15 protein-coding genes are annotated in these 18,630 nt (G+C 61.0%); 5 read left to right on the top strand and 10 right to left on the bottom strand.

The genetic code is table 11. From position 1 onward, the window contains the following. Positions 1-182: 182 nt before the first annotated feature. The 8 genes from ONB52_10410 to ONB52_10375 all read right to left on the bottom strand — a co-directional run bounded on the left by ONB52_10410 (position 183) and on the right by ONB52_10375 (position 9,316). Positions 183-2,111: an ABC transporter ATP-binding protein/permease gene (locus ONB52_10410; protein MDZ7416548.1), complete on the bottom strand. Its 1,929-nt coding sequence runs from the start codon at positions 2,109-2,111 to the stop codon at positions 183-185. After that, positions 2,108-3,148 (bottom strand): phosphotransferase, encoded by a 1,041-nt coding sequence (locus ONB52_10405; protein MDZ7416547.1) that lies wholly within the window; start codon positions 3,146-3,148, stop codon positions 2,108-2,110. Before ONB52_10405 ends, ONB52_10410 begins: the two co-directional genes overlap by 4 nt. 158 nt (positions 3,149-3,306) lie before the next feature. After that, positions 3,307-4,392, bottom strand: a complete 1,086-nt coding sequence (locus ONB52_10400) for an aminoglycoside phosphotransferase family protein (GenBank protein ID MDZ7416546.1) — start codon at positions 4,390-4,392, stop codon at positions 3,307-3,309. A gap of 44 nt (positions 4,393-4,436) precedes the next feature. After that, a complete protein-coding gene (locus tag ONB52_10395) occupies positions 4,437-5,804 on the bottom strand; it encodes a glycosyltransferase (protein ID MDZ7416545.1) in 1,368 nt (455 codons plus the stop codon). A 74-nt stretch (positions 5,805-5,878) separates the two neighbouring features. Further along, the gene (locus ONB52_10390; protein MDZ7416544.1) at positions 5,879-6,343 is read right to left on the bottom strand and encodes a DUF5666 domain-containing protein; all 465 of its coding nucleotides are present in this window, start codon (positions 6,341-6,343) and stop codon (positions 5,879-5,881) included. Between the two features lie 14 nt (positions 6,344-6,357). Beyond that, the gene (locus ONB52_10385) at positions 6,358-6,822 is read right to left on the bottom strand and encodes a DUF5666 domain-containing protein (GenBank protein ID MDZ7416543.1); all 465 of its coding nucleotides are present in this window, start codon (positions 6,820-6,822) and stop codon (positions 6,358-6,360) included. A 66-nt stretch (positions 6,823-6,888) separates the two neighbouring features. After that, complete coding sequence (locus ONB52_10380) at positions 6,889-8,067, bottom strand: hypothetical protein (GenBank protein ID MDZ7416542.1); 1,179 nt, start codon at positions 8,065-8,067, stop codon at positions 6,889-6,891. Positions 8,068-8,092: 25 nt separating this feature from the next. Then, positions 8,093-9,316, bottom strand: coding sequence for a hypothetical protein (locus tag ONB52_10375; GenBank protein MDZ7416541.1), 1,224 nt, complete (start codon positions 9,314-9,316; stop codon positions 8,093-8,095). A 910-nt stretch (positions 9,317-10,226) separates the two neighbouring features. Here ONB52_10375 and ONB52_10370 point away from each other — a divergent pair. The 5 genes from ONB52_10370 (at position 10,227) to ONB52_10350 (ending at position 15,867) form a co-directional block, all read left to right on the top strand. After that, on the top strand, positions 10,227-10,823 hold the full coding sequence (locus tag ONB52_10370; protein ID MDZ7416540.1) for a DUF5666 domain-containing protein: 597 nt from the start codon (positions 10,227-10,229) through the stop codon (positions 10,821-10,823). 88 nt (positions 10,824-10,911) lie between these two features. After that, the gene (locus tag ONB52_10365) at positions 10,912-12,456 is read left to right on the top strand and encodes a TolC family protein (GenBank protein ID MDZ7416539.1); all 1,545 of its coding nucleotides are present in this window, start codon (positions 10,912-10,914) and stop codon (positions 12,454-12,456) included. 21 nt (positions 12,457-12,477) lie between these two features. After that, the gene (locus tag ONB52_10360; GenBank protein MDZ7416538.1) at positions 12,478-13,713 is read left to right on the top strand and encodes an efflux RND transporter periplasmic adaptor subunit; all 1,236 of its coding nucleotides are present in this window, start codon (positions 12,478-12,480) and stop codon (positions 13,711-13,713) included. Positions 13,714-13,728: 15 nt separating this feature from the next. Continuing rightward, a complete protein-coding gene (locus ONB52_10355) occupies positions 13,729-14,481 on the top strand; it encodes an ABC transporter ATP-binding protein (protein ID MDZ7416537.1) in 753 nt (250 codons plus the stop codon). Positions 14,482-14,631: 150 nt separating this feature from the next. After that, positions 14,632-15,867: an ABC transporter permease gene (locus ONB52_10350; protein MDZ7416536.1), complete on the top strand. Its 1,236-nt coding sequence runs from the start codon at positions 14,632-14,634 to the stop codon at positions 15,865-15,867. Positions 15,868-16,108: 241 nt separating this feature from the next. On the opposite strand, the gene ONB52_10345 is transcribed toward ONB52_10350, so the two are convergent. Together ONB52_10345 and ONB52_10340 are read right to left on the bottom strand one after the other, a co-directional pair. Continuing rightward, positions 16,109-17,254, bottom strand: a complete 1,146-nt coding sequence (locus ONB52_10345; GenBank protein MDZ7416535.1) for a hypothetical protein — start codon at positions 17,252-17,254, stop codon at positions 16,109-16,111. Positions 17,255-17,361: 107 nt separating this feature from the next. Beyond that, positions 17,362-18,519 carry a sensor domain-containing diguanylate cyclase gene (locus ONB52_10340; GenBank protein MDZ7416534.1) on the bottom strand — a complete coding sequence of 386 codons (1,158 nt, stop codon included), beginning with the start codon at positions 18,517-18,519 and terminating at the stop codon, positions 17,362-17,364. Positions 18,520-18,630 lie beyond the last annotated feature (111 nt).

Genomic DNA, 18,630 nt, shown 5'->3' with positions numbered 1-18,630 from the left:
CATTCCTCAAACTGATGCGATGGTTGCGATTCCGACCCCCGCCACCAAGCCTTTTTGGGCAAGGCGCCGGCGGATGGTCGGGCATGCGGCGCCGGGGTTTTCCCGGCAGCATGCCCTGGCGGGGTCACGGCACGGCGACAGGTCTGCGCTGACGACGCTGGCCGGGCCAAAGTGGTGCATGGTCAATTTGCCATGGCGGGGTCTGCCGCGACGGGCGGATTTTCCTCGGCCATGAGGTGGCGGCCCGCTTTGGGACGGTGTCCCAATACCTGCAATTCGTAAAGCTCGCGGTATTGCGGGCTGGTGTCCATGAGCTGTTCATGGGTGCCGACTTGTGCCAGACGACCCTGCTCCAGCACGATGATTTTGTCGGCGTTGCGGATGGTGCTGAAACGATGTGCGATGATGAAGGTCGTCTTGTTGCGCGTCAACTCTTCGATCGCCTGGGTTACCAGCGCCTCGGCCTTGGCATCCAGGCCGGCGGAGGGCTCATCCAGAATCAGGATGGGCGAGTTGCGCAGCATGGCGCGTGCAATGCTGAGGCGCTGGCGCTGGCCGCCGGAAAGATTGTCGCCGCCATCCCAAATCATGGTGTCGTAGCCGTCGGGCAATTGCATGATGAAGTCATGGGCCTGGGCGGCTTTGGCGGCGGCGATGATTTCTTCATCGCTGGCATCCTCGCGGCCAAAGGCGATGTTGTCACGGATGGTGCGCCGCATCAGCTTGGCCTCCTGCAGCACAATGGTGACCTGCTGGCGCAATGAGGCGAGGGTGAAGCGGCGAATATCCTGACCGTCCATCAGGATTTTGCCGGCGGTGGGATCATAAAAACGCAGCAGCAGGCTGATGAGGGTGGATTTGCCGGCGCCGCTGTGCCCGACGATCGCCACCTTTTCCCCGGGTGCGACGGTGAAATTGATGTTCTGCAGCACCTCGGGCTGGCCTTTGCGATAGGAGAAGGAGACCTCCTTGAATTCGACGCGGCCGGACAGCCGGGGCGCCGGCACGGCGTCTTTGGCATCCTGCATCACCATGTCGGTTTCGACCAGCTCCAACAGCCGGCCGGCAGCCACCTGCGATTTTGCGACTTCAAAAAGCAGGGTGGCGTATTTATCGATCGGGCCGTACAGCTCTTTGAGATAGTTGAAGAAGATGAACAGCACGCCGGGCGTGATGTCAGCGCTGAGGGCATGCCGGCCGCCCCAGTAGATCACCACGGCGGTGGCGGTCGCCACGATCATGTCTGCCACCCGCTTGAACATTTTCGCCAGCCGCATGGCGGCGATGTCAGCGGACATGCTCTGGCGGTTTTGTTGCTCGAAACGCGCCTTTTCCGCCGACTCCTTGCCATAGGCCTGCACCAGGGCCAGGGCGTCGACGTTTTCCAGAATGATGCTGGTCACCTCGGTCTCGCGGCTGCGTTTGGTTTTGGCGGCCCGCTTCACCCCCGCGCCGAAACGCAGATTGTAATAAAAGAGCACGGGCACGCCCGCGAGTGCCATCAACGCCAGGCGCCAATCCAGCACCAGCATCATGCCGGCATAGGCGATGATCTGGCCGAAACGGTTGATACTATCCTGCGGCAACTCGATCAACATCGGCTTCAGGCCGTTGATGTCGGAGGTCATGCGATAGACGATGTCGCTCGAACGGAAATGGTTGTGAAAGGAGAGCGACAGCCGCTGCAGATGCGCAAACACCCGCTCGCGAATATCGGCGAGCATGCGGTCGCCGGTGGAAGAGAGCAGGTATTTGGCAATGTAGGAAAAGGTGCCGTCGACAAACGTGATCAGGATGATCGCCAGCGACAGACCCAGCAGGAGATTGTGGGGGTCGGTCCCCAGGAAACGTGGCAAAAAAGCCAGCGCCTCGGGAAACGGCTTGGCGAGCACAAGATGATCGAGAATCAGCTTGAGCGGCCATGGCACCAGCAGCGCGGTGAGAATGCTGATGCCGAGTGCGCTGTAGGCCACGGCCAGCGTTCGCCAATAGGTGCGGTAGTGCCGGCCAAAAACGCGGTAGAATTTGACCAGTTCCTTCCAGCTGACACGGTCGGCTTTGGCATATTTTTGCGCTTTCAAGTGATGCGTTGCAAAATCCACCTGCTTCATGCATCCTCTCCGAGTGTATTCCCAACCTCCTGGCTCAGGCAGGTTGTCAGAAAATCGTCGGCATGCACCAGCGCGTGTTCGGCCGCGGCGAGCAGGGCTTGTGCCCGTTGCCGCCAGTGCCGGGGCCGCTGTCGCCAGGCAATCATGGCGCGGCGCAAGTAAGCCAGGGCACGATATTCCGCCATGGCGGGCAGCGTCGTCAACGGGCGCAGCCGGTCATATTGTTCCAGAAAAGCGGCGCGCAACGGCTGGCTGTCAGGGCCAAGGTGCATTTCGAGCGCCACCAAAAAGTTGCCGACATCGAGCGCGGCCGGCGCATGGCACAAACCGTCAAAATCGATGAAGCTCACCTCGCCGGCGTTGCTGAAAATCTGAGTGAGGGTGAGATCACCGTGAACCGGACCAAGGCTGCGCCGGGGGTGAGTCGCAAGCAAATGGGTGATGATTCGGCGCAGCCGGGTGTTTTCCTCCGGCAAGTCTGCCAGCAAATGTTCCCATCCCGGATGGCAGAGTTTCAACAGATGCTGCGCCAGGTTGTCCCGGCGCGGTAACTCGACTTCCAGGCGATGCAGCGCCGCGAGATTGCGCGCCGCGGCCTGCACCACGCCGGCGAAAGTCTGCTGCCGGAGCAGATGATCGGCGCGGATGCCGCCGGCGGCCTCCTGCACCACCATGCCCCACTCCGGCAGATAAACCAGCGGCCGGGGCATGTGAAAAGGCGGGTCGCTCCGCTGCGCCACCTGCCACAGCCGGCTCATGTTGTCGAACACCGCCAGGCCGCGATCATGCCGGTAAATTTTGCCGATCAACCGCCGGCGTGGTGCCCCGCCACATTCGTAAGCGAGCACGCAGCGTTTGCCGGGCGTGTATTTCAGCAGTGTGATGGCCGGAGTGTCCTCGGCATCCGCCAGGCCGGGAACCCGGGAGAGCAGCCAGGCGCGAACCGCCGCGGGATCGAGCGCCTGCCGCAAACCGGGCAGCTTGCGATCATGCAAGCTAAGCACACCAGCCATCGGCGTCGCGGCAACTTCATTCATTTTGCAACACACCGGATTAGGGATCACCGCGCGATCAAGCGGCCTGCCCACGTGCATGACGACAGATCATGCGGCCGGCAGCCCCCCTGCGAGTTCATGGTTGAAGGATACCTTCCGCCGGCCATGCTGCGGAAAAGCCGGCTTGTGGCCGGGCCCGGTCAATTCGCTTCCCACAACTCTTCTTCATCCTCTTCTTCGAGAGCATTCGGCAGCAGGGCGGCGAAGGCGGCCGGGCTGGCCTTCATTTGTTCAAAGCAGGCGAGGCCGCGCGCGATCATGCGCTGCGCCTTCTTCTCCCAGCCGGGCTCCTGCAGACGCAGGCATTTGCAGGCGCGGCGCAGATGTGTCAAACCTTCGTGCAGCGGCAGCCGTTGCCGAATCGCCGGATCCATGAAGGTGAAGTATTCGTCGAGGAAGGCTTCGAGCAGCACGGGCAGGCCGGGCGCGCGCTTCACTTTGCCGCGCAGAAAGACGAGCAGATTGCCGAGATCGGAGGCCGGATCGCCGTAGCACAGCGCATCATAATCGATCAACCACGCGCGGTTGCCCTCGAGATGAACCTGGCCGAGATGAAAATCGCCGTGCAACGGTGTCATGGCAATTCGGCCGAACGCCGCCTCCAACTTGAAGGCAGTGGTGACCAGGTAGTCGATCGCCGGCGCCAAATTGGGCAGCGCCAGCGCCAGAAACTCATGGCGGGGATGGCAGCGGGTGAGCAGCTCGCGCACGGTGAAGGGCGTGCCGGGCGCCAGTGGCGAACGATGCAGCTTCACCAGCGTGCGCGCCAGCAACCGGAAGGCCGCGGTGTTCTCCGCTTTCCGGGCAAACGCCTTGACCGGAACGCCCGGCACCTCCTCCTGCAAAAGCAGGCACAGGTCATCCCAAAAATCGTAGGGCTCGGGCATGCTGATGCCATCGCCGGCCTCGCGGTCGAAGCCGTGCCGCCACAGCGTGCACATGTCGTCATAAACCTGCCGGCCCTGATTGGCCTTGTAGACTTTGCCGATCACGCGCCAAACCTGCTGTGCCGCGCCGGTGAGCGCGAGGTGATAGCGCACCACGCAGCGTTGATTGCGGCGGCGCAGAATTTCGATGTCAACCCGGTCCACTTCCACGGATTGGCCGAAACGCGCTTGCACCAGCGGCCGCAACTTGGCCTGCATGTGCGCCTCATCGAGCGCGGAGGCCAGGGTGTAGAGCTTGTCTTTGACTTTCAACGCAGCAGACTTTGCGGTGAGATCCATGATGCAGCCCCTGTCTGTAATGGTTGAATGCCTGTGCTCACGGCTCACGCCGTGACGACAGCCGCGGCACGTTTTGCCGGCCGTGCGGCAGACGACTCCCCGCCGGGTGCAGACATGCTCGCGCAGGTGGCCGCGCTTGCCTCGCCCAGGGCGTGGCGCAGCGCGTTGCCAATTTTCTCGACGTTGCGCCGGGAATCGAATTCGCGGATCACCTTGGCGCGGCCGGCACGGCCGAAGGCCCGGGCCAGCTCGGGATCACGCAGCAGGGTGGCCATGGCCGCCGCAAAGGCTTGCGGGTTTTTCTCCGGCACCAGCAGGCCGGTCACGCCGTGATCGACGCACTCCGGAATCCCGGAAATGTTGGTGGAAACCACCGGGATCTCCATGGCCATGGCCTCCACGATGACATTGGGAATGCCGTCGCGGTCACCATCGCTTTGCACCTCGCAGGCGAGCGCGAACAAGTCCGCCTGGCAATAGTATTCGAGCAGCTCGTGCTGCGACAACGCCGGCAACAGCTCGACACAATCGTGCAAGCCCAGGCTGCGAATCTGGGTGCGGAGCTGTTCCTTGAGCTCGCCGCCGCCAATCAGGTGACAGCGGAACTCCAGGCCCTGCTGGCGCAGGAGATGCAACGCCTGAATCAGTGTGGGGAATCCCTTTTTGGGCACGAAGCGCCCGATCGAAAGAATGCGGGGCAGGCCCTCTCTCCGGGGTTTGACCGGCGCGCAAAAGAAATCGGTATCCAGGCCATGATAGCAGCGCAGGATCTCGCGGCCGGGACCGGCAATCTGCTGCAGATGGTTGCGGTTGTATTCGGTGCAGGTGGTCACCATGCTGGCGGCCAGCAATTTCTCCCGCAAAAAATCATGTTCCTGCAGGTAGATGTCCTTGGCATGCGCGCTGAAGCTGTAGCCGATGCCGGTGAGCCACTTGGCGAAATACGCCACAGTCGTCGGGCCGTGGCTGAAGTGGGCATAGAAGTGTGCGATGTCGACGCGGCCGGCGCGCGCCGCACCCTTGCAGTCCGGCAGCAGCAGGAAATTCTGCACGAGATACGCCGCCTGCGCAAAGCGCTTGATGGTCGAGGAACTGCGCTGGCGCAGGCTGCGCCACGCGGCATAACGGAAGGCCTGCCAGTAAACCTTCGGCCGCCGCCACCACAAACGCAGATTGGCCTTGAGAAAGGCCCGCACCTCCGGCCAGAAATAGTCCGGAAGGTAGGTGACGCGGGCCTGCACGCGACGCACGTTCTCGTGAATCTTGGCCTCCGCGGGATTGCGCAGCGCGAAAATGTGCAGCTGGAACCCGAGCTGTTCGAGCAGCAGCATCTCGTTGGTGATGAAGGTTTCGGAAAGCCGCGGGTAACCCTTCAAGATTACTGCCACGACCTTGGGGGATGTTTTCTGCATGAGACACTCTGTTCTGTGATGACGCCGCCGGCGCATGGCTGGTGTGTCCGCCGGCGGCGGATCGCCGGCCGGCTTTAAAAGCCCTCGAAAATCGTCTTCTCGCTCAACCGCACGGTCACGCCGATGATATCGAGCGTGCCGGCTTCGGGATCGATGCTCTGAATGGCGCCCTGCAGCTCTTCGATGGCGAAGCCCCTGCGCTCCTTCACCTTGAGCTTGGCGGGCAGAAAGCCGTAGGCGCGCGAATAGGTGCCTTTGACTTTGACGAGATCACCCGGCTGAATCGCCTGCCAGCCGGTTTCCTGGCGGGTCACGTCTTTGATCAGCGCGGTGGCCGGCACGGCAATATCACGGTTGAGCAGCCGCAGCACGTGGCGCTCGGGATCGAGCCGCTGCACCACGCCTTCGAATTCGGCCTCGTAGTCCCCGGGTTTGGGAGTGATGTCGAGCGCGAGAAAGGTGCCGTCCGGCTCCGAGCGGCCTTTGATTTTGACGCGCTGGCCGATTTTGAGATGTTGCAAGCCATTGATGCGGGGCATGGGAGGTTGACCTTTCAAAATCCGTCGATCGCGGTTGCTTCCGTCACGCGTGTGTTGATGCCGACCACGCGCAGCATGCCGTTTTCACGGTCGATTTTTTGGATGAAACCCTGCAGCTCCGAGCTGTCGCCGTCGCAATCATCCTTGACCTTGATCTTGGCGGGCAGGAATTTGCCCTCGGGGGAATAGAAGCCTTTGGCCTTGATCATGTCGCCCGGTTTCAGCCCGGCCAGCGAAGTGGCATTGCGTGCCACATCGAGAATGTCCGCGGACTCGGGCACCGGCAATTCCTGATTGCAAATGCGCAGGGAATGGCGGGAAAGATCGACCGCCTGCACCACCCCCTCGATCGAGGCGTACTCGTCGCCTTCCTTCAATTTGATTTCGACCGCGATGAAATCGCCGTTGGGCTGTGCCTGGCCCTTGACCTTGATGCGTTGCCCCATCCGAAAAATCTGCATACGCTCACGTATCGGCATGATCACATCCTTTCAAAACGAGGTTAGGGTTACGGGAGGTTTGAAAGCGTTCCGGCTCGCGGAGGCTTACAGCGCGGAGAGCACGAAGTTCGCAACCCGTGAAGCGCCGTTGAGATCCGGCAGCATGGCTTCGTTCATGGCGGCCCCGTTGTGCAGACGCTGCCGGATCAACTCCGCCAGCTTGGCGGCAGTCAACACACTGGGATGAAGCGAGCTGAACAAGCCGCGCGCGGTGAGAATGCGCGTGCGCATGGTCTGCTCCAGGCTGGGTCCCGGCCGCGGCACGATGATGGCATTCTTGCGAAAGCGCATGATCTCGCTGACGGTGTTGTAGCCCGCCATCGAAATGACCAGGTCGGCATGGCTGAGAAAGCGGATGCTGTCCTGTCCCATTTGGGTGACGATGATCGGCAGCCCCGCCGCTTTCTGGCGCAACAGGCGGCGTTGATCCCGGTGCATGAACGGCCCGGTGGAAACCACCGCAGCGAAGTCGCCGTTGTCCGGCTGCAGGTGGCGCACGGCTTCGATGAACTGGTCCATGAAGTAGGCGGCATCGGCACCGCCGCCCCCGGTCACCAAAATGAACCTGCCGTGCGAGGTGCGGCCGAAAAACTGCTGCAACGGATTGTTGTCCAAAACCGGCACCTGCTGCTCGCGCGCGACATAACCGCAGTACTGCGTGCGGTCGAGCAGGGTCTGGGGAAATTGATATTCGGTGACGGCATCGAAGACGTCGGCGCAGCCGTAGATCAAAACCGCATCATAGAAATCGCTGGCCGCTTCGAAGGCGCCCTCGTTTTGCCATTGCCGGCGAATGACGTCGGGCGCACCCAGAATATCGCGCAGGCCCAGAATGATTTTGGTGTGCGGGCTGTGCCGGCGCAACATCTCCAGCGGATGCGCCAGTTCGCCCAGTGCGCCGTGCGGCATATGATCCACCAGGAAGACGTCCGGCTGAAAGCTGAGCGCGACATTCTTGATGATCTCCGAGCGGATCGTCAACAACTCGCGGTAGCCCATTGCCAGCCGGTCCGGCCGCCACACCCCGGTGTCGACCTTGACGATGGTCGGAATCTTGATGAAATCGCATTGCGGCGGCAGCCTGAAAAAAGGTGCCTTGGGCGAATCGGCGATGATCAGGATGGCGGCGTCCGGGCAACGCTTCTTGATTTGAATGCTGATGTTGAGGTTGCGCCGCAGATGGCCCAAGCCGAAGCCGTCCTGCGAATAGATCATGATTTTCATGTCTGACTTGCCGGCCATCAGCCCCTCATGATACCGCAAGCATGTGTTCAGTCGCCACCCGGCCGGCGAGCGCGCGCACCCGTTCCGCGATACTGGCGAAGCCGTTGAGCGGGACGTTGTCGTAGCGCGACCGCGGAACGAGTCGCGGCCCGCGCAACAGCAACTGCGGCAGGATCTCACGCAGCACCGAGGGATGAAACTCCACCGGCTGTATCACGGTCACCCAGTCGCGTTCCTGGAAAAGGCGCGCGCGGCACAGATTGCCGGGCTGTTCCCTCAGGCTCGGCACCACCAGCGTGAGTTTGCGGTGTGCCAGCACCTCACACAGGATGTTGTAGCTGCCGCTGCAAATCACCAGATCGGCGAAACGCACATACTGCAGTTTGTGTTTGCTGAAGCGCTGCAAGGCGACGTTCGGCAAACGTTGCGCCCGCGCGGCAAACTCGCGCTTGGCGCGTGCACTGATCGCCGGCCCCGCCGCAATCAGGCTTTGCAGAGCGAGTTCGCCGGCCGTGCTTTCCAGAAAGCGCAGGTAGGCATCCACCATGGCGCAGTCATCACTGCTGCCGCCCGGCGCGAGCAGCACGAGCGGCAGGCTGCGGTTCCGATTCGCCATTTCGGCGCGCACACGGCGCGCGGCCGGCGTTGTGCGGCTGAGATAGCCGGTGTAGAACAACTTGTCCGCCAGATGCGGCGGCAGGTCATAAGCCGCAGCCAGATCGAACACACTGCGCGCGCCGAAGACAAAAATCTCGTCGGCGAAGTCTTCGAACGTTTTGAGCACCTCGCTCCGTCGCAACTGCCGTTTCACGAATTCCGGTTCCCCGAGCGTGTCGGAAAGGCCCCACACGAGTTTGGCCTCGGGCAGTTCCTCGCGCAGGTGGGTGGTGATCCGCTGCAGTTCCTGCGGCAGGTTGAGCAGGCTTTCATCGAGCAGGACGATATCGGGGCGAAACGTTTTGATCGCACTGTGGGCGATCTTGCGGCGAATTTTCAAAGTGTGCTCGAGCGCGATATGCAAGCCTGTGCTGGCGGGACCGCTGTGAAAATCGTGCGTGAGTGTCGGCAGGTGCACGTAATCCACCCGCTCGGCGAGCTTGAAGCGGCCGATGGTGGAGAGATCGGTGAGCACCAGAATTGAGCACTCCGGCAGCGCGTTGGCCAGTGACGAGGCAATCGCGACCGTGCGCGAGATGTGCTGCCAGCCGAGGCTCTCATTGCAATACATCAGGATGCGGAACGATGACATGGGAGTGGCCCTTGTAATCCCTGCAGGCCGGCGCGCACCGCGTACGGTGCCGAGTGCCAGCCGGATGATTTCGCATTCGATTGGTCCGCCCGGCTTCCGTTCCTGCGAACACAAAAAACATCCCCCTTCTGTGCCACCAGAAGACGAGATGGACTTCCAATCCAATCCGTGCAATCAATCCATTGATTACAGAGGGAAAGACAGCGGGAGGTGAGAGGCTTCCGGAAAGTTGGTGCCCGTTCAAAAATGGAAAGACCACGTGGTGCGGTTTAATTTACAATGGGCACCGGTTGTGCAGAGGACCAGCCCGAATCCGGAGGTACAACGCATGCGCCCGCCAAGGCGAGGGCGCGCCCGGGCAGTGCCACATGCCTGCGTTGCGCGGCACCCCCGTGCGCCGTGCAAATTTTACCCCTGTATGACAAAGCCATGCGTTGTGACCGCGAGGTGATCATCACACTCTTGAACCGCCGTGCCTGCCGGCACGTCAACTTGCCGGCGGGCCGGTGCAATCGCAGAGGGTTGGCCGTGGTGGTGTGCCTGACCGCGCACCACGTTGACACCGCTGCGATTTTGATTCCGAAGGAATATACTGCCATCTGTTTACTTTACGGAAACATGCCTTTCACATTCTCTAAACAATGCCGCCCCACCGCTGCAATTGCCAGCTCATCCGGTCAAACCTCACCCCCGCCGACTGCCGTCATTTTACACCGATTTTACCGGCTCGCGACCACGCTGTGACACACCTGCCGGCAATTGCGGGTATATTCCGGGCGTGGCTTCGGCAGTTGACCGCCGCGCAGCTTGCCGGGAGCAAACCTTCCGGTTCCGCCCGCGCGGGTTTTGCGTTAAGCCGCCGGCCACTTGGACAAAAGACAAATCATTCATCAACCCAAGGGAGAATCCCATGCGAATGACACTCACCATGAGTGCGGCACTGCTTGCCGGTGCCGTGCTCGTATCCGTCGCCACCAGTCGTGCGCAGGGTACGGCGTCAGCACCCAACAAGGCACGGCAGCAAGTGGATATTTTCGCCACTGCGAAAATGGGGCAATGGATTGAGATCAAGGGGGCGCCGCAGAAGGACAACATTTTTGTTGCGACCAAGGTCAAGTTTCTCACCGGCGACCTGCTGGATGACGAATGGGAGGTGAGCGGGAAAATTTTGTCGATCGACGCCGCAAAGCGCGAAATCCGCCTGGTGCGCCATTGGCCGATTCGCTGTGAAAAGGAAACCGAATTCGAAGATGGCAACGGCAACCCGATCAGCTTCGAGAAACTCTATGTCGGCATGCTGGTGGAGGCGGAGGGCACTTTTCTGAAGGACGGCACCTTCCTGGCCAAGGAAATCGAGGAGGAGGAGCTCAAGGAGCCGGAGGAGGCCAATCACATCTCGCTGCTCGGCAAGGTCGAGAAGGTCAATCCCGACAGCAAGGCCATTCAGGTTATGGGTACGACTTTTCTGATCAACGACCAAACGAAGAGCAAGTCAGCAATCAAGTAACTGCCGCTGGTGTGCCCCGCTGGTTTGCCGGCGGGGCACACGGCGCATGGACCGCGGTCAGTCATCTTTTTGGAATGCAGGATTACATATGCCGTCATCAACCTTGCGACCTCATCATCTCACTGGAAAAAACAAGCTGCTGTGGCTGGGAGCATTGCTGGCCGTGCTGGCGGGTTGGCCGGAAGCCGGCGTGGGCGGATCGCCGGCAGGCGGGCGGGGTGCGGTTGTCAAACAGGGTGAGCTGCCCGCGGAGGAGCTGGCCGAGTTGCTGAAGAAACCGCTTTCCCTGGAAGCGTGCCTGGCAATTGCCCAGTCACACAACCTCGCGCTCAAGCAGTTTCAGCGCCAGCGGGACATAGCCGCCGCGCTCGTCTCGGAAAGTTATGGCTCGTATTTTCCGTTGTTCACCGTCACTTCCAGCCATCGCGCCGCGGTGGAACGCACCTTCGAGTTGGTCGACAACGGGGTGACGACGCGGGCCAATCGCATCAAGGTCGACAACATCGCCCTGGCGATGGAGCAGAAAATCCCCAGCGGGGCGCGGCTGCGCTTCATCAATGAAATCGATCGCGACACCAACAACGACGACCGCCTGGAGGATCTGCCCACCCGCACCTTTCGGGTGGAGGTGGTGCAGCCGTTGCTGCAAAACATCGGTCCCAAATTCGCCAATGCCTCCCTCCGGGCGGCACGAAAACAGCTTGCAATCGAAGAGCTCAAGCTGGAGGATTTCAGGCTGCAAACCCTGTTTGCTGTGAAGGTGGCTTATTACAACGTTCTGCGGTTGCGGCAGGTGATCAACATCCACCGTGCCGCCTTGCAGCATGACTCGCTGCTGGTGCAGGCCTCCGAATCCAAGGTGGTTGCCAAAATCGCCACCCGCCGTGACGTCCTGAGCGCGGAAATTCGCGTGCAGGAGGATCAGGCGGCCTTGCTCAACGCCGAGACCGATTACCAAACCGCGCTCGACCAACTCAAAGAGCAAATGGGCCTGCCGATCACACTGCCCATCACCATCGCGGCGGACACCCTCGGCTTTCGCCCGCCGCTGCTCAACGAGGAGGAATGGATCAAGTTGGCGCTGCAAAACAATCCGGCGCTGCGCGCCGCGGAGTTGACAATCTCCCTGCGCGATTTGCAGGCCAGTGTCGCCGGCAATCGCCGCCTGCCGGTGTTCAATGCCGTGGGCTCCTACGCCCGCAGCTTTGATCGTGACGAGGAGCGTGATCCCAACGGCAGCAGTTGGTCGATCGGACTCAATCTCAGCTATCCCTTTCTGGCGCCCACCTATGCCGCGGAGGCGGAAATTGCCCGCCTGGAGCGCAGCCGCGCAGAGGATGCCTATCAAACCCTGCAGCGCCAGACGATTCTGGCGGTGCGTCAAATCCATCGCAAACTGCAAAACAGTATCGCCCGCCTGGCGGTGTTGCAGCGCAGCATCACGGCGGCACGGGAAAAGGTCGAGTTTGCCACCACCATGTTCAACATGGGCCGGGCCTCCAACCTCGACATCACCGATGCCATCGAGGCGTTGCTGCGTGCCGAGACGGGTTACATCGAAGAACTGGTTGATTTCCACGTCCAGTTCGCTTTGCTGGAACGCCTGGCCAAACGATCGTTTCTTAAGGAATAACAAAGAAAAGAGGGTATGCTCATGAGAAGTTCTGACGATAGCAGCGGCCTCACCGGCAGCCTGAAAAAATCGTTGTTTCGCGACCGCAAATCGACGACAGCCACCATTGTCGCCGGTCTGGTGGTGATGCTGTTCGTCGGCAACACACTGTTCAGCTCGGAGGATGCCGACACCAGCATCCCGGTCGCCCGGGTGAAAAAAGGCGAAGTCGTCGTCAAAGTGACGGAGCTGGGGGAATTGCGGGCACAGGACCAGGTCACCATCAGCGCGCCGACCGACAAACAGATCCTCTATCTCGCGCCGGAGGGCACGTGGGTGGAGGAGGGGGACACATTGGTGCGATTCGAATCGACCAAGTATGTGATTTCCACCGAGGAGGCGCGTTCTGGCCTGAGCGTGGCGCGTGCCAATCTGGCCAAGGCCATGAGCGAATATGAAGCGCAAAAGACGCGCGAGGAGAGTGCACGGCAGCGCTATGAATCCCTGCCGGCACTGGCGAAAAAAGGCTTTGTGGTGGAGAGCGAAGTCGAACAGGCCCGGCTGGAATATCTGGAATTGCAATCACGCACGAAATCGGCCTATGCCGTGGTCGAAGCGGAGCGGGCCAATCTCGAAAGGGCGCAGGCCGCCGTCGAGCAACAACAGCGCAAACTCGATCGCGGCACCATCCTGGCGCCGCGGGCGGGCCTGGTGGTGTATGCGCTGGTGGGCAATGCCGAGGAGGGCCGCAAGATCGAGGTCGGCATGACGCCGTTCGAAGGCATGGATTTGATGTATTTGCCGGATGTCTCCAGCATGCTGGTGGACATTGAAATCAGCGAGGTGGATCTTGCCAAAGTACAGGTCGGCCAGCCCGTGGAAGTCCGGCTCGATGCCTATGCCGATGTGGTTTTCCGGGGGGAGGTGGCAGAAGTGGGTGCCCTGGCGAAACGCAAGATCAGCCGCATCACCGGCAAGGCCACGGGGGCCAAAGTCTTCGAAGTCACCATCAAAGTGCTCGATTCCGACGTTCGCCTCAAGCCCGGCCTGACCGCCACCACTGACATCATTGTCAGCAAAGTGCCGGAGGCGCTGCATATTCCGCTGGAAGCGGTGTTTTTGGATGACAACGGCAAAACCGTGGCTTATGTGCGCAAGGGCGGCGCGACCGAAGTCCGGCCAATTGTCATCGGTGAAAGCAATGACCGCTTCGTCATCGTCACCAACGGGCTCAAGGAAGGGGAAGAGGTGCTGCTCGGCCGGCCCTCGACCATTTGACCAAGGGAGACCGCTATGATTTCACAGCAACGCGGCGCAGGCGCCGCCCCGGTGGTGATCGTGGAAAATCTGACGCGCACTTACACCATGGGGGAAACGCAGGTGCATGCCCTGCGCGGTGTCAGTTTCACCATTCATCGCGGCGAATCGGTGGCCATCATGGGGCCGTCCGGCTCGGGCAAGTCGACCATCCTGCACCTGCTCGGCTGTCTGGACCGGCCCACCAGCGGCAGTTATCAACTGGACGGCCGCTATGTCGAGCGCATGAGTGACCGCGAACTGTCGCGCCTGCGCAACCGCAAAGTCGGTTTTGTGTTTCAGAGCTTCAATCTCATTCAGCAAATCAGTGTCATCGAAAACGTCGAGGTGCCGCTGATTTACATGGGCGTGGAGAAAGCCCGGCGCCTGGAAATGTGCCGGGCGGTGCTGGAGTCGGTGGGTTTGGGGCACCGCCTGAAGCATCGTCCCAACGAACTCTCCGGTGGTGAAAATCAGCGCGTCGCCATTGCCCGCGCGCTGGTGACCAATCCCGATATCATCCTCGCCGACGAGCCCACCGGCAATCTCGATTCCCAAACCGGCGACGAGATCATGGAAATTTTTCAGCGCCTGCACGAGCAGGGCGCCACCGTGATTCTGATCACCCACGACATCGGCAAGGGCAAATGGGCGGAGCGCATTTTGCAAATGAAGGACGGCCTGCTGCAGCGGGAATTGACCGGCCGCGCAAAGGATGAGATCGTGGATCTGTTCGCGGGCGTGGCCTGACGGCGGGCGGTGCAGAGAGGGGAGACAGCACTGCCTTGCTCGCGGAGTAAGTGGCGGGGGGAGTAAGAGCAGGAGTGAGAGTGAGAGGGGGAGCAGGGATAAAGGTGTGAAGGCCAACTGGAAATCCTGCAATTTTCTTGGATGACACCCATGCAATATTCTGAAAACCTTCAAATCGGGCTGCGCAGTGTGATGGTGCACAAGCTGCGCTCGCTGCTGACCACGCTCGGCATCATCTTTGGCGTGGCGGCGGTGATCGCCATGCTCTCGATCGGGGAGGGGGCCAAACGGGCGGCGGTGGAGCAAATCAAGCTGCTCGGCACCAACAACGTGCGCGTCAAACACCGGCCGCTCACCGGCGAAATGGCGGAGCAAGCGGAGGCCAAGCTGTCACCCGGTTTGAACTACCATGATGCCCTTTATATTCGCGGCAATCTCAACGGGATGACGGCGGTGGCACCCATGCGCTTCGTGGAGGCCGCGGCGTTGCTCGGCACCCGCGAAGCCACGGCACGCGTGATTGCCACCAACGAGCTCTATGAAACCGTCACCAATTTCCATCCCCAGATGGGGCGCTTTCTCACCGCCCTGGATGTTGCGGATGCCAAGCGTGTGTGTGTGATCGGATCGGATGTGCGCAAACAGTTGTTCGGCTACCGCGATCCGCTCGGCCACCGCCTCAAGATCGAGGACACCTGGTTCACCATCGTCGGGGTGATGGAACCCAAGGATCTGCTCGACAAGAAGGCCTCGGTGATCAAGCTGCGCAACATCAATCAGGATATTTACATCCCGATCAGCACCGGCCTGAAACGCTTCACCGATCCCGACCGGCCGAATTTCATCGACGAAATCGCGATTCAGGTCGCGGAAGAGGACAAAGTATTCGCCGTTTCAAACGTCGTGAAACGCATTCTGCAACGCCTGCACAACCAGGTGGAGGATTACGAGATCATTATCCCCTCGGAGCTGCTGGCACAGAGTCAGCGCACACAGCGCGTCTTCAACATCGTCATGGGCTCGATCGCGGCCATCTCGCTCATCGTCGGCGGCATCGGCATCATGAACATCATGCTGGCGAGTGTTACGGAACGCACCAAGGAAATCGGCGTGCGGCGTGCGTTGGGCGCCACCCAGGAGGATATTCTCGGCCAGTTTCTCAACGAAACGGTGCTCATCAGTGTCACCGGCGGCGTGATCGGCATCATTCTGGGCGCGGTCATGGCCAAGGTCATCACCTGGTATGCCGGTTGGGACACCGTGATTTCCCTCTTCAGCGTGGTGCTTTCCTTCGGCATCTCGGCGATGGTGGGCATTATTTTCGGCATCTACCCCGCGCGCAAAGCCGCCATGATGGACCCGATCGCCGCTCTCCGCTTCGAATGATTCACCGGGTGCTGCGACTGCGAGCCGGGTCATGCCGGGCTTGTTCCGCCGCAAGAACGTGCGAGCCACGGTGCCGGGGCCGGCATCAGGCACGGTGGCCACCCGGCTCCGGGCCGTCGCCTCCTCAACATTGTGCACCAGCACCGGCGCAGCGTGCCTGGTCATCCCGGGGGACAGCGTCTCCTGTGCTGAACAGACCTCGTGCTGGGTTGCTTGTGAATTCCACCGGGCTTTTCCTTGACTAACGCTGCCCGGCCTCCTGCCAAACCTCCGGTGAGATTTGCGGTGCGAGGCGCAATTCCCACAAATCGTGGAATTTCGTGGACAGCCGGGCATCGCCACCGTACAGCAGCAACCGTCCCGTCACGGGATCGAACACCGCCTGGTGATCGATGCGGGGTTGTGGGCCGGGTGTCAGGTTGACCCAGACATCCCCGCTCAAATCGAAGGCCCAGACGTCGTTGAGATAGCCCTCCTCGCCGAAACCGCCACACAGCAGGGCCCAATTGTGCCGGGCATCGAACACCATCACCGCATGCCGGCGTTTGGGCGGATGCGCGTGTTTGGTCTTGATCTTGCGCCAGCGATGGTCGGCGAATGAGAAGCTCCAGGTATCGCCAAGATACTCTTTCTCCTCCTTGTTCCATCCCCCAAAAATGACCATGCGGTTTTTCAGGCTGTCGAACACCGCGACATGATCGACACGGCCGGGCTGATGCTTTTGCGGGACCGTGAGATTGGACCATTTCTCGAAGGTGGGCGAAGCGGGATCGAGATCGAATGCCCACACCTCGGCGAGATTGTAACGTTCATGGTCCCGCCCACCGAAGACAATCATGCGCCGGCCGCGACTGTCGTAGACCGCGGTGTGATCTTCGCGAAAGGGCGCTGTCGAGTCCGTCAGGTTGCGCCAGTGATGGGTGTTGAGGTCGAGCGACCACAGGGCATTGCTGGTGGGTCCGTTCTCACCGCCATAGAGCAGCATGCGATGGCCCAGCGGGTCATAAATCGCGGTATGGTCTTCGCACGGCGGCGGCTGCTGGCCGGCGGTGAGATTTTGCCAGTGGCCCTCGGTGAGAGAGAAGGCCCACGTTTCGGCACGATTGGTGTCGGCGTCATCCTTGCCGCCAAACAGGACGAGACGGCGATTGACGGGGTCGTAGATGATGGCACAGTCTTCGGCGGCAGCGGGCCAGGTGTGGGAGGGCTGGCGTTCCGCCAAGGGGTTCCAAAAGCTCAATTGGTTGCTGCTCGCGCTGGCGCTGGCATTTTCTGCCGGTGAGCGTTGCGGAGTTGGCGATGAAAGCGGCCGGTGCTTGGCCACTGGCACACAGGCACTCAGGCCGGCGCTGACAGTAATGCAGAGAAGGATGGCATACTTCCACATGGAGGTTTCCTCGGTTGTTGAGCAGGATGCCGTGCCGGGAGCTGGCGGGCAAATGTGACAGAGGTGGCGGGCAAACCAGGAGGCGCCCGGGCGGGAGCGAGACCGCCTCATTGCGGGGTGGCAAAGGACCTCACCGCGGGCGGACTGGCGCGCATTTTCGTGGCTTGCCCGGAGGTGACGCCCACCTGATTGCGGCCGAGAAATTTGGCTTGATACAGCGCTTCGTCGGCCAGGGCGAGCAAGACGTGACCTTCCTCGGTGTCCTCGGGAAACGAAGCCAGGCCAAGTGAGATGGTAATCTGGCCGAGGGGCTGGGTTTCCGCCTTGGGAAAAATCGTACGTTCAATGGCGCGGCGCAGCTTTTCGGCAACCTTGCGGCCTTTTTCCTTGTTGATTTCCGGCAGCACAATCACAAACTCTTCACCGCCGTAGCGGGCAAGGAGGTCGGCTTTGCGCAGGCTTCCTTCGAGCACCTGCGCGACCATTTTCAACACCTTGTCACCCAGCAGATGGCCGTGGGTGTCATTGAACTTTTTGAAATGGTCGATGTCCAGCATGATCACCGAGAGCGGGCGGTTGTACCGCAAAGCGCGCATGAATTCCGTTTCGTAGCGCTGGTTGAAGTAGCGGCGGTTGAACGCGCCGGTGAGCTCATCAGTGATGGAAAGCTCGCGCGTTTCGTGATAGACGTGAATCTTTTCGATCACCTGGCCGGTTTGGTTGGCAATTTTCTGGAGCAATTCGATTTCGCGCGTGGCGAAGCTCGCCGGCTTGCTGCGATAAAGACTGAGCACGCCCAGCGGCTGGTGGGTCGTCCCCAGCAGGGGCAGGGCGAGAAAAGCGCCCCGGCGGTGGCGGTGCCCGGGGTGGTAATCAATGGCGGCGGCCGTGTTGAGATCGGGCAAATGGATGAGACGACGCCGGTGCATTACCAGGCCGAAAATGTTGTCACGCTGCAGGGGAAAATGGGCCGTCTGCGCCTGCGCCCGGGTGAAGCCGAAATGGCTTTTGATGTAGAGTTCCTGCTGTTTGCGATCGAGCAAAGCCAGGCAGAATTGCTGCGCCGGGAACGATTCCCGCACGATGCGTTTGACTTCCCGCGCGGTGCGATCCACGTCTGTCTCTTCAGTCAGGGTGGCGGCAATGCGATACAGGCAATAATATTCCAGAAAGAGGCTATCGCGGCCGCCGGGAGATCCCCGTCTGGCCGGTGACACACCATCGGGTTTGCGATCAACAGAAGAGGGTTTTGAAATTTTGGCCATAGCGTCAATACTCCGACCCATGCCTCATGCGCCGGGAGGTTGGTTGAAGTTTCGGGACAATCAGCCGCTTCCTCGTACAGGTTCCTGGGACGCTGCAGACAACCGGGCACG

The organism is candidate division KSB1 bacterium (assembly GCA_034506255.1).
Lineage (GTDB): Bacteria > Zhuqueibacterota > Zhuqueibacteria > Zhuqueibacterales > Zhuqueibacteraceae > Coneutiohabitans > Coneutiohabitans thermophilus.
This window is presented reverse-complemented; position numbering and strand designations above follow the sequence as displayed.

What these genes read in the sequence shown, in the direction of transcription:
- ONB52_10395 (MDZ7416545.1), bottom strand. Translation starts at nt 5,804, where the DNA reads ATGCAGAAAACATCCCCCAAGGTCGTGGCAGTAATCTTGAAGGGTTAC.
- ONB52_10400 (MDZ7416546.1), bottom strand. Translation starts at nt 4,392, where the DNA reads ATGGATCTCACCGCAAAGTCTGCTGCGTTGAAAGTCAAAGACAAGCTC.
- ONB52_10385 (MDZ7416543.1), bottom strand. Translation starts at nt 6,822, where the DNA reads ATGCCGATACGTGAGCGTATGCAGATTTTTCGGATGGGGCAACGCATC.
- ONB52_10345 (MDZ7416535.1), bottom strand. Translation starts at nt 17,254, where the DNA reads ATGTGGAAGTATGCCATCCTTCTCTGCATTACTGTCAGCGCCGGCCTG.
- ONB52_10365 (MDZ7416539.1), top strand. Translation starts at nt 10,912, where the DNA reads ATGCCGTCATCAACCTTGCGACCTCATCATCTCACTGGAAAAAACAAG.
- ONB52_10340 (MDZ7416534.1), bottom strand. Translation starts at nt 18,519, where the DNA reads ATGGCCAAAATTTCAAAACCCTCTTCTGTTGATCGCAAACCCGATGGT.
- ONB52_10390 (MDZ7416544.1), bottom strand. Translation starts at nt 6,343, where the DNA reads ATGCCCCGCATCAATGGCTTGCAACATCTCAAAATCGGCCAGCGCGTC.
- ONB52_10410 (MDZ7416548.1), bottom strand. Translation starts at nt 2,111, where the DNA reads ATGAAGCAGGTGGATTTTGCAACGCATCACTTGAAAGCGCAAAAATAT.
- ONB52_10370 (MDZ7416540.1), top strand. Translation starts at nt 10,227, where the DNA reads ATGCGAATGACACTCACCATGAGTGCGGCACTGCTTGCCGGTGCCGTG.
- ONB52_10350 (MDZ7416536.1), top strand. Translation starts at nt 14,632, where the DNA reads ATGCAATATTCTGAAAACCTTCAAATCGGGCTGCGCAGTGTGATGGTG.
- ONB52_10355 (MDZ7416537.1), top strand. Translation starts at nt 13,729, where the DNA reads ATGATTTCACAGCAACGCGGCGCAGGCGCCGCCCCGGTGGTGATCGTG.
- ONB52_10375 (MDZ7416541.1), bottom strand. Translation starts at nt 9,316, where the DNA reads ATGTCATCGTTCCGCATCCTGATGTATTGCAATGAGAGCCTCGGCTGG.
- ONB52_10360 (MDZ7416538.1), top strand. Translation starts at nt 12,478, where the DNA reads ATGAGAAGTTCTGACGATAGCAGCGGCCTCACCGGCAGCCTGAAAAAA.
- ONB52_10380 (MDZ7416542.1), bottom strand. Translation starts at nt 8,067, where the DNA reads ATGAAAATCATGATCTATTCGCAGGACGGCTTCGGCTTGGGCCATCTG.
- ONB52_10405 (MDZ7416547.1), bottom strand. Translation starts at nt 3,148, where the DNA reads ATGAATGAAGTTGCCGCGACGCCGATGGCTGGTGTGCTTAGCTTGCAT.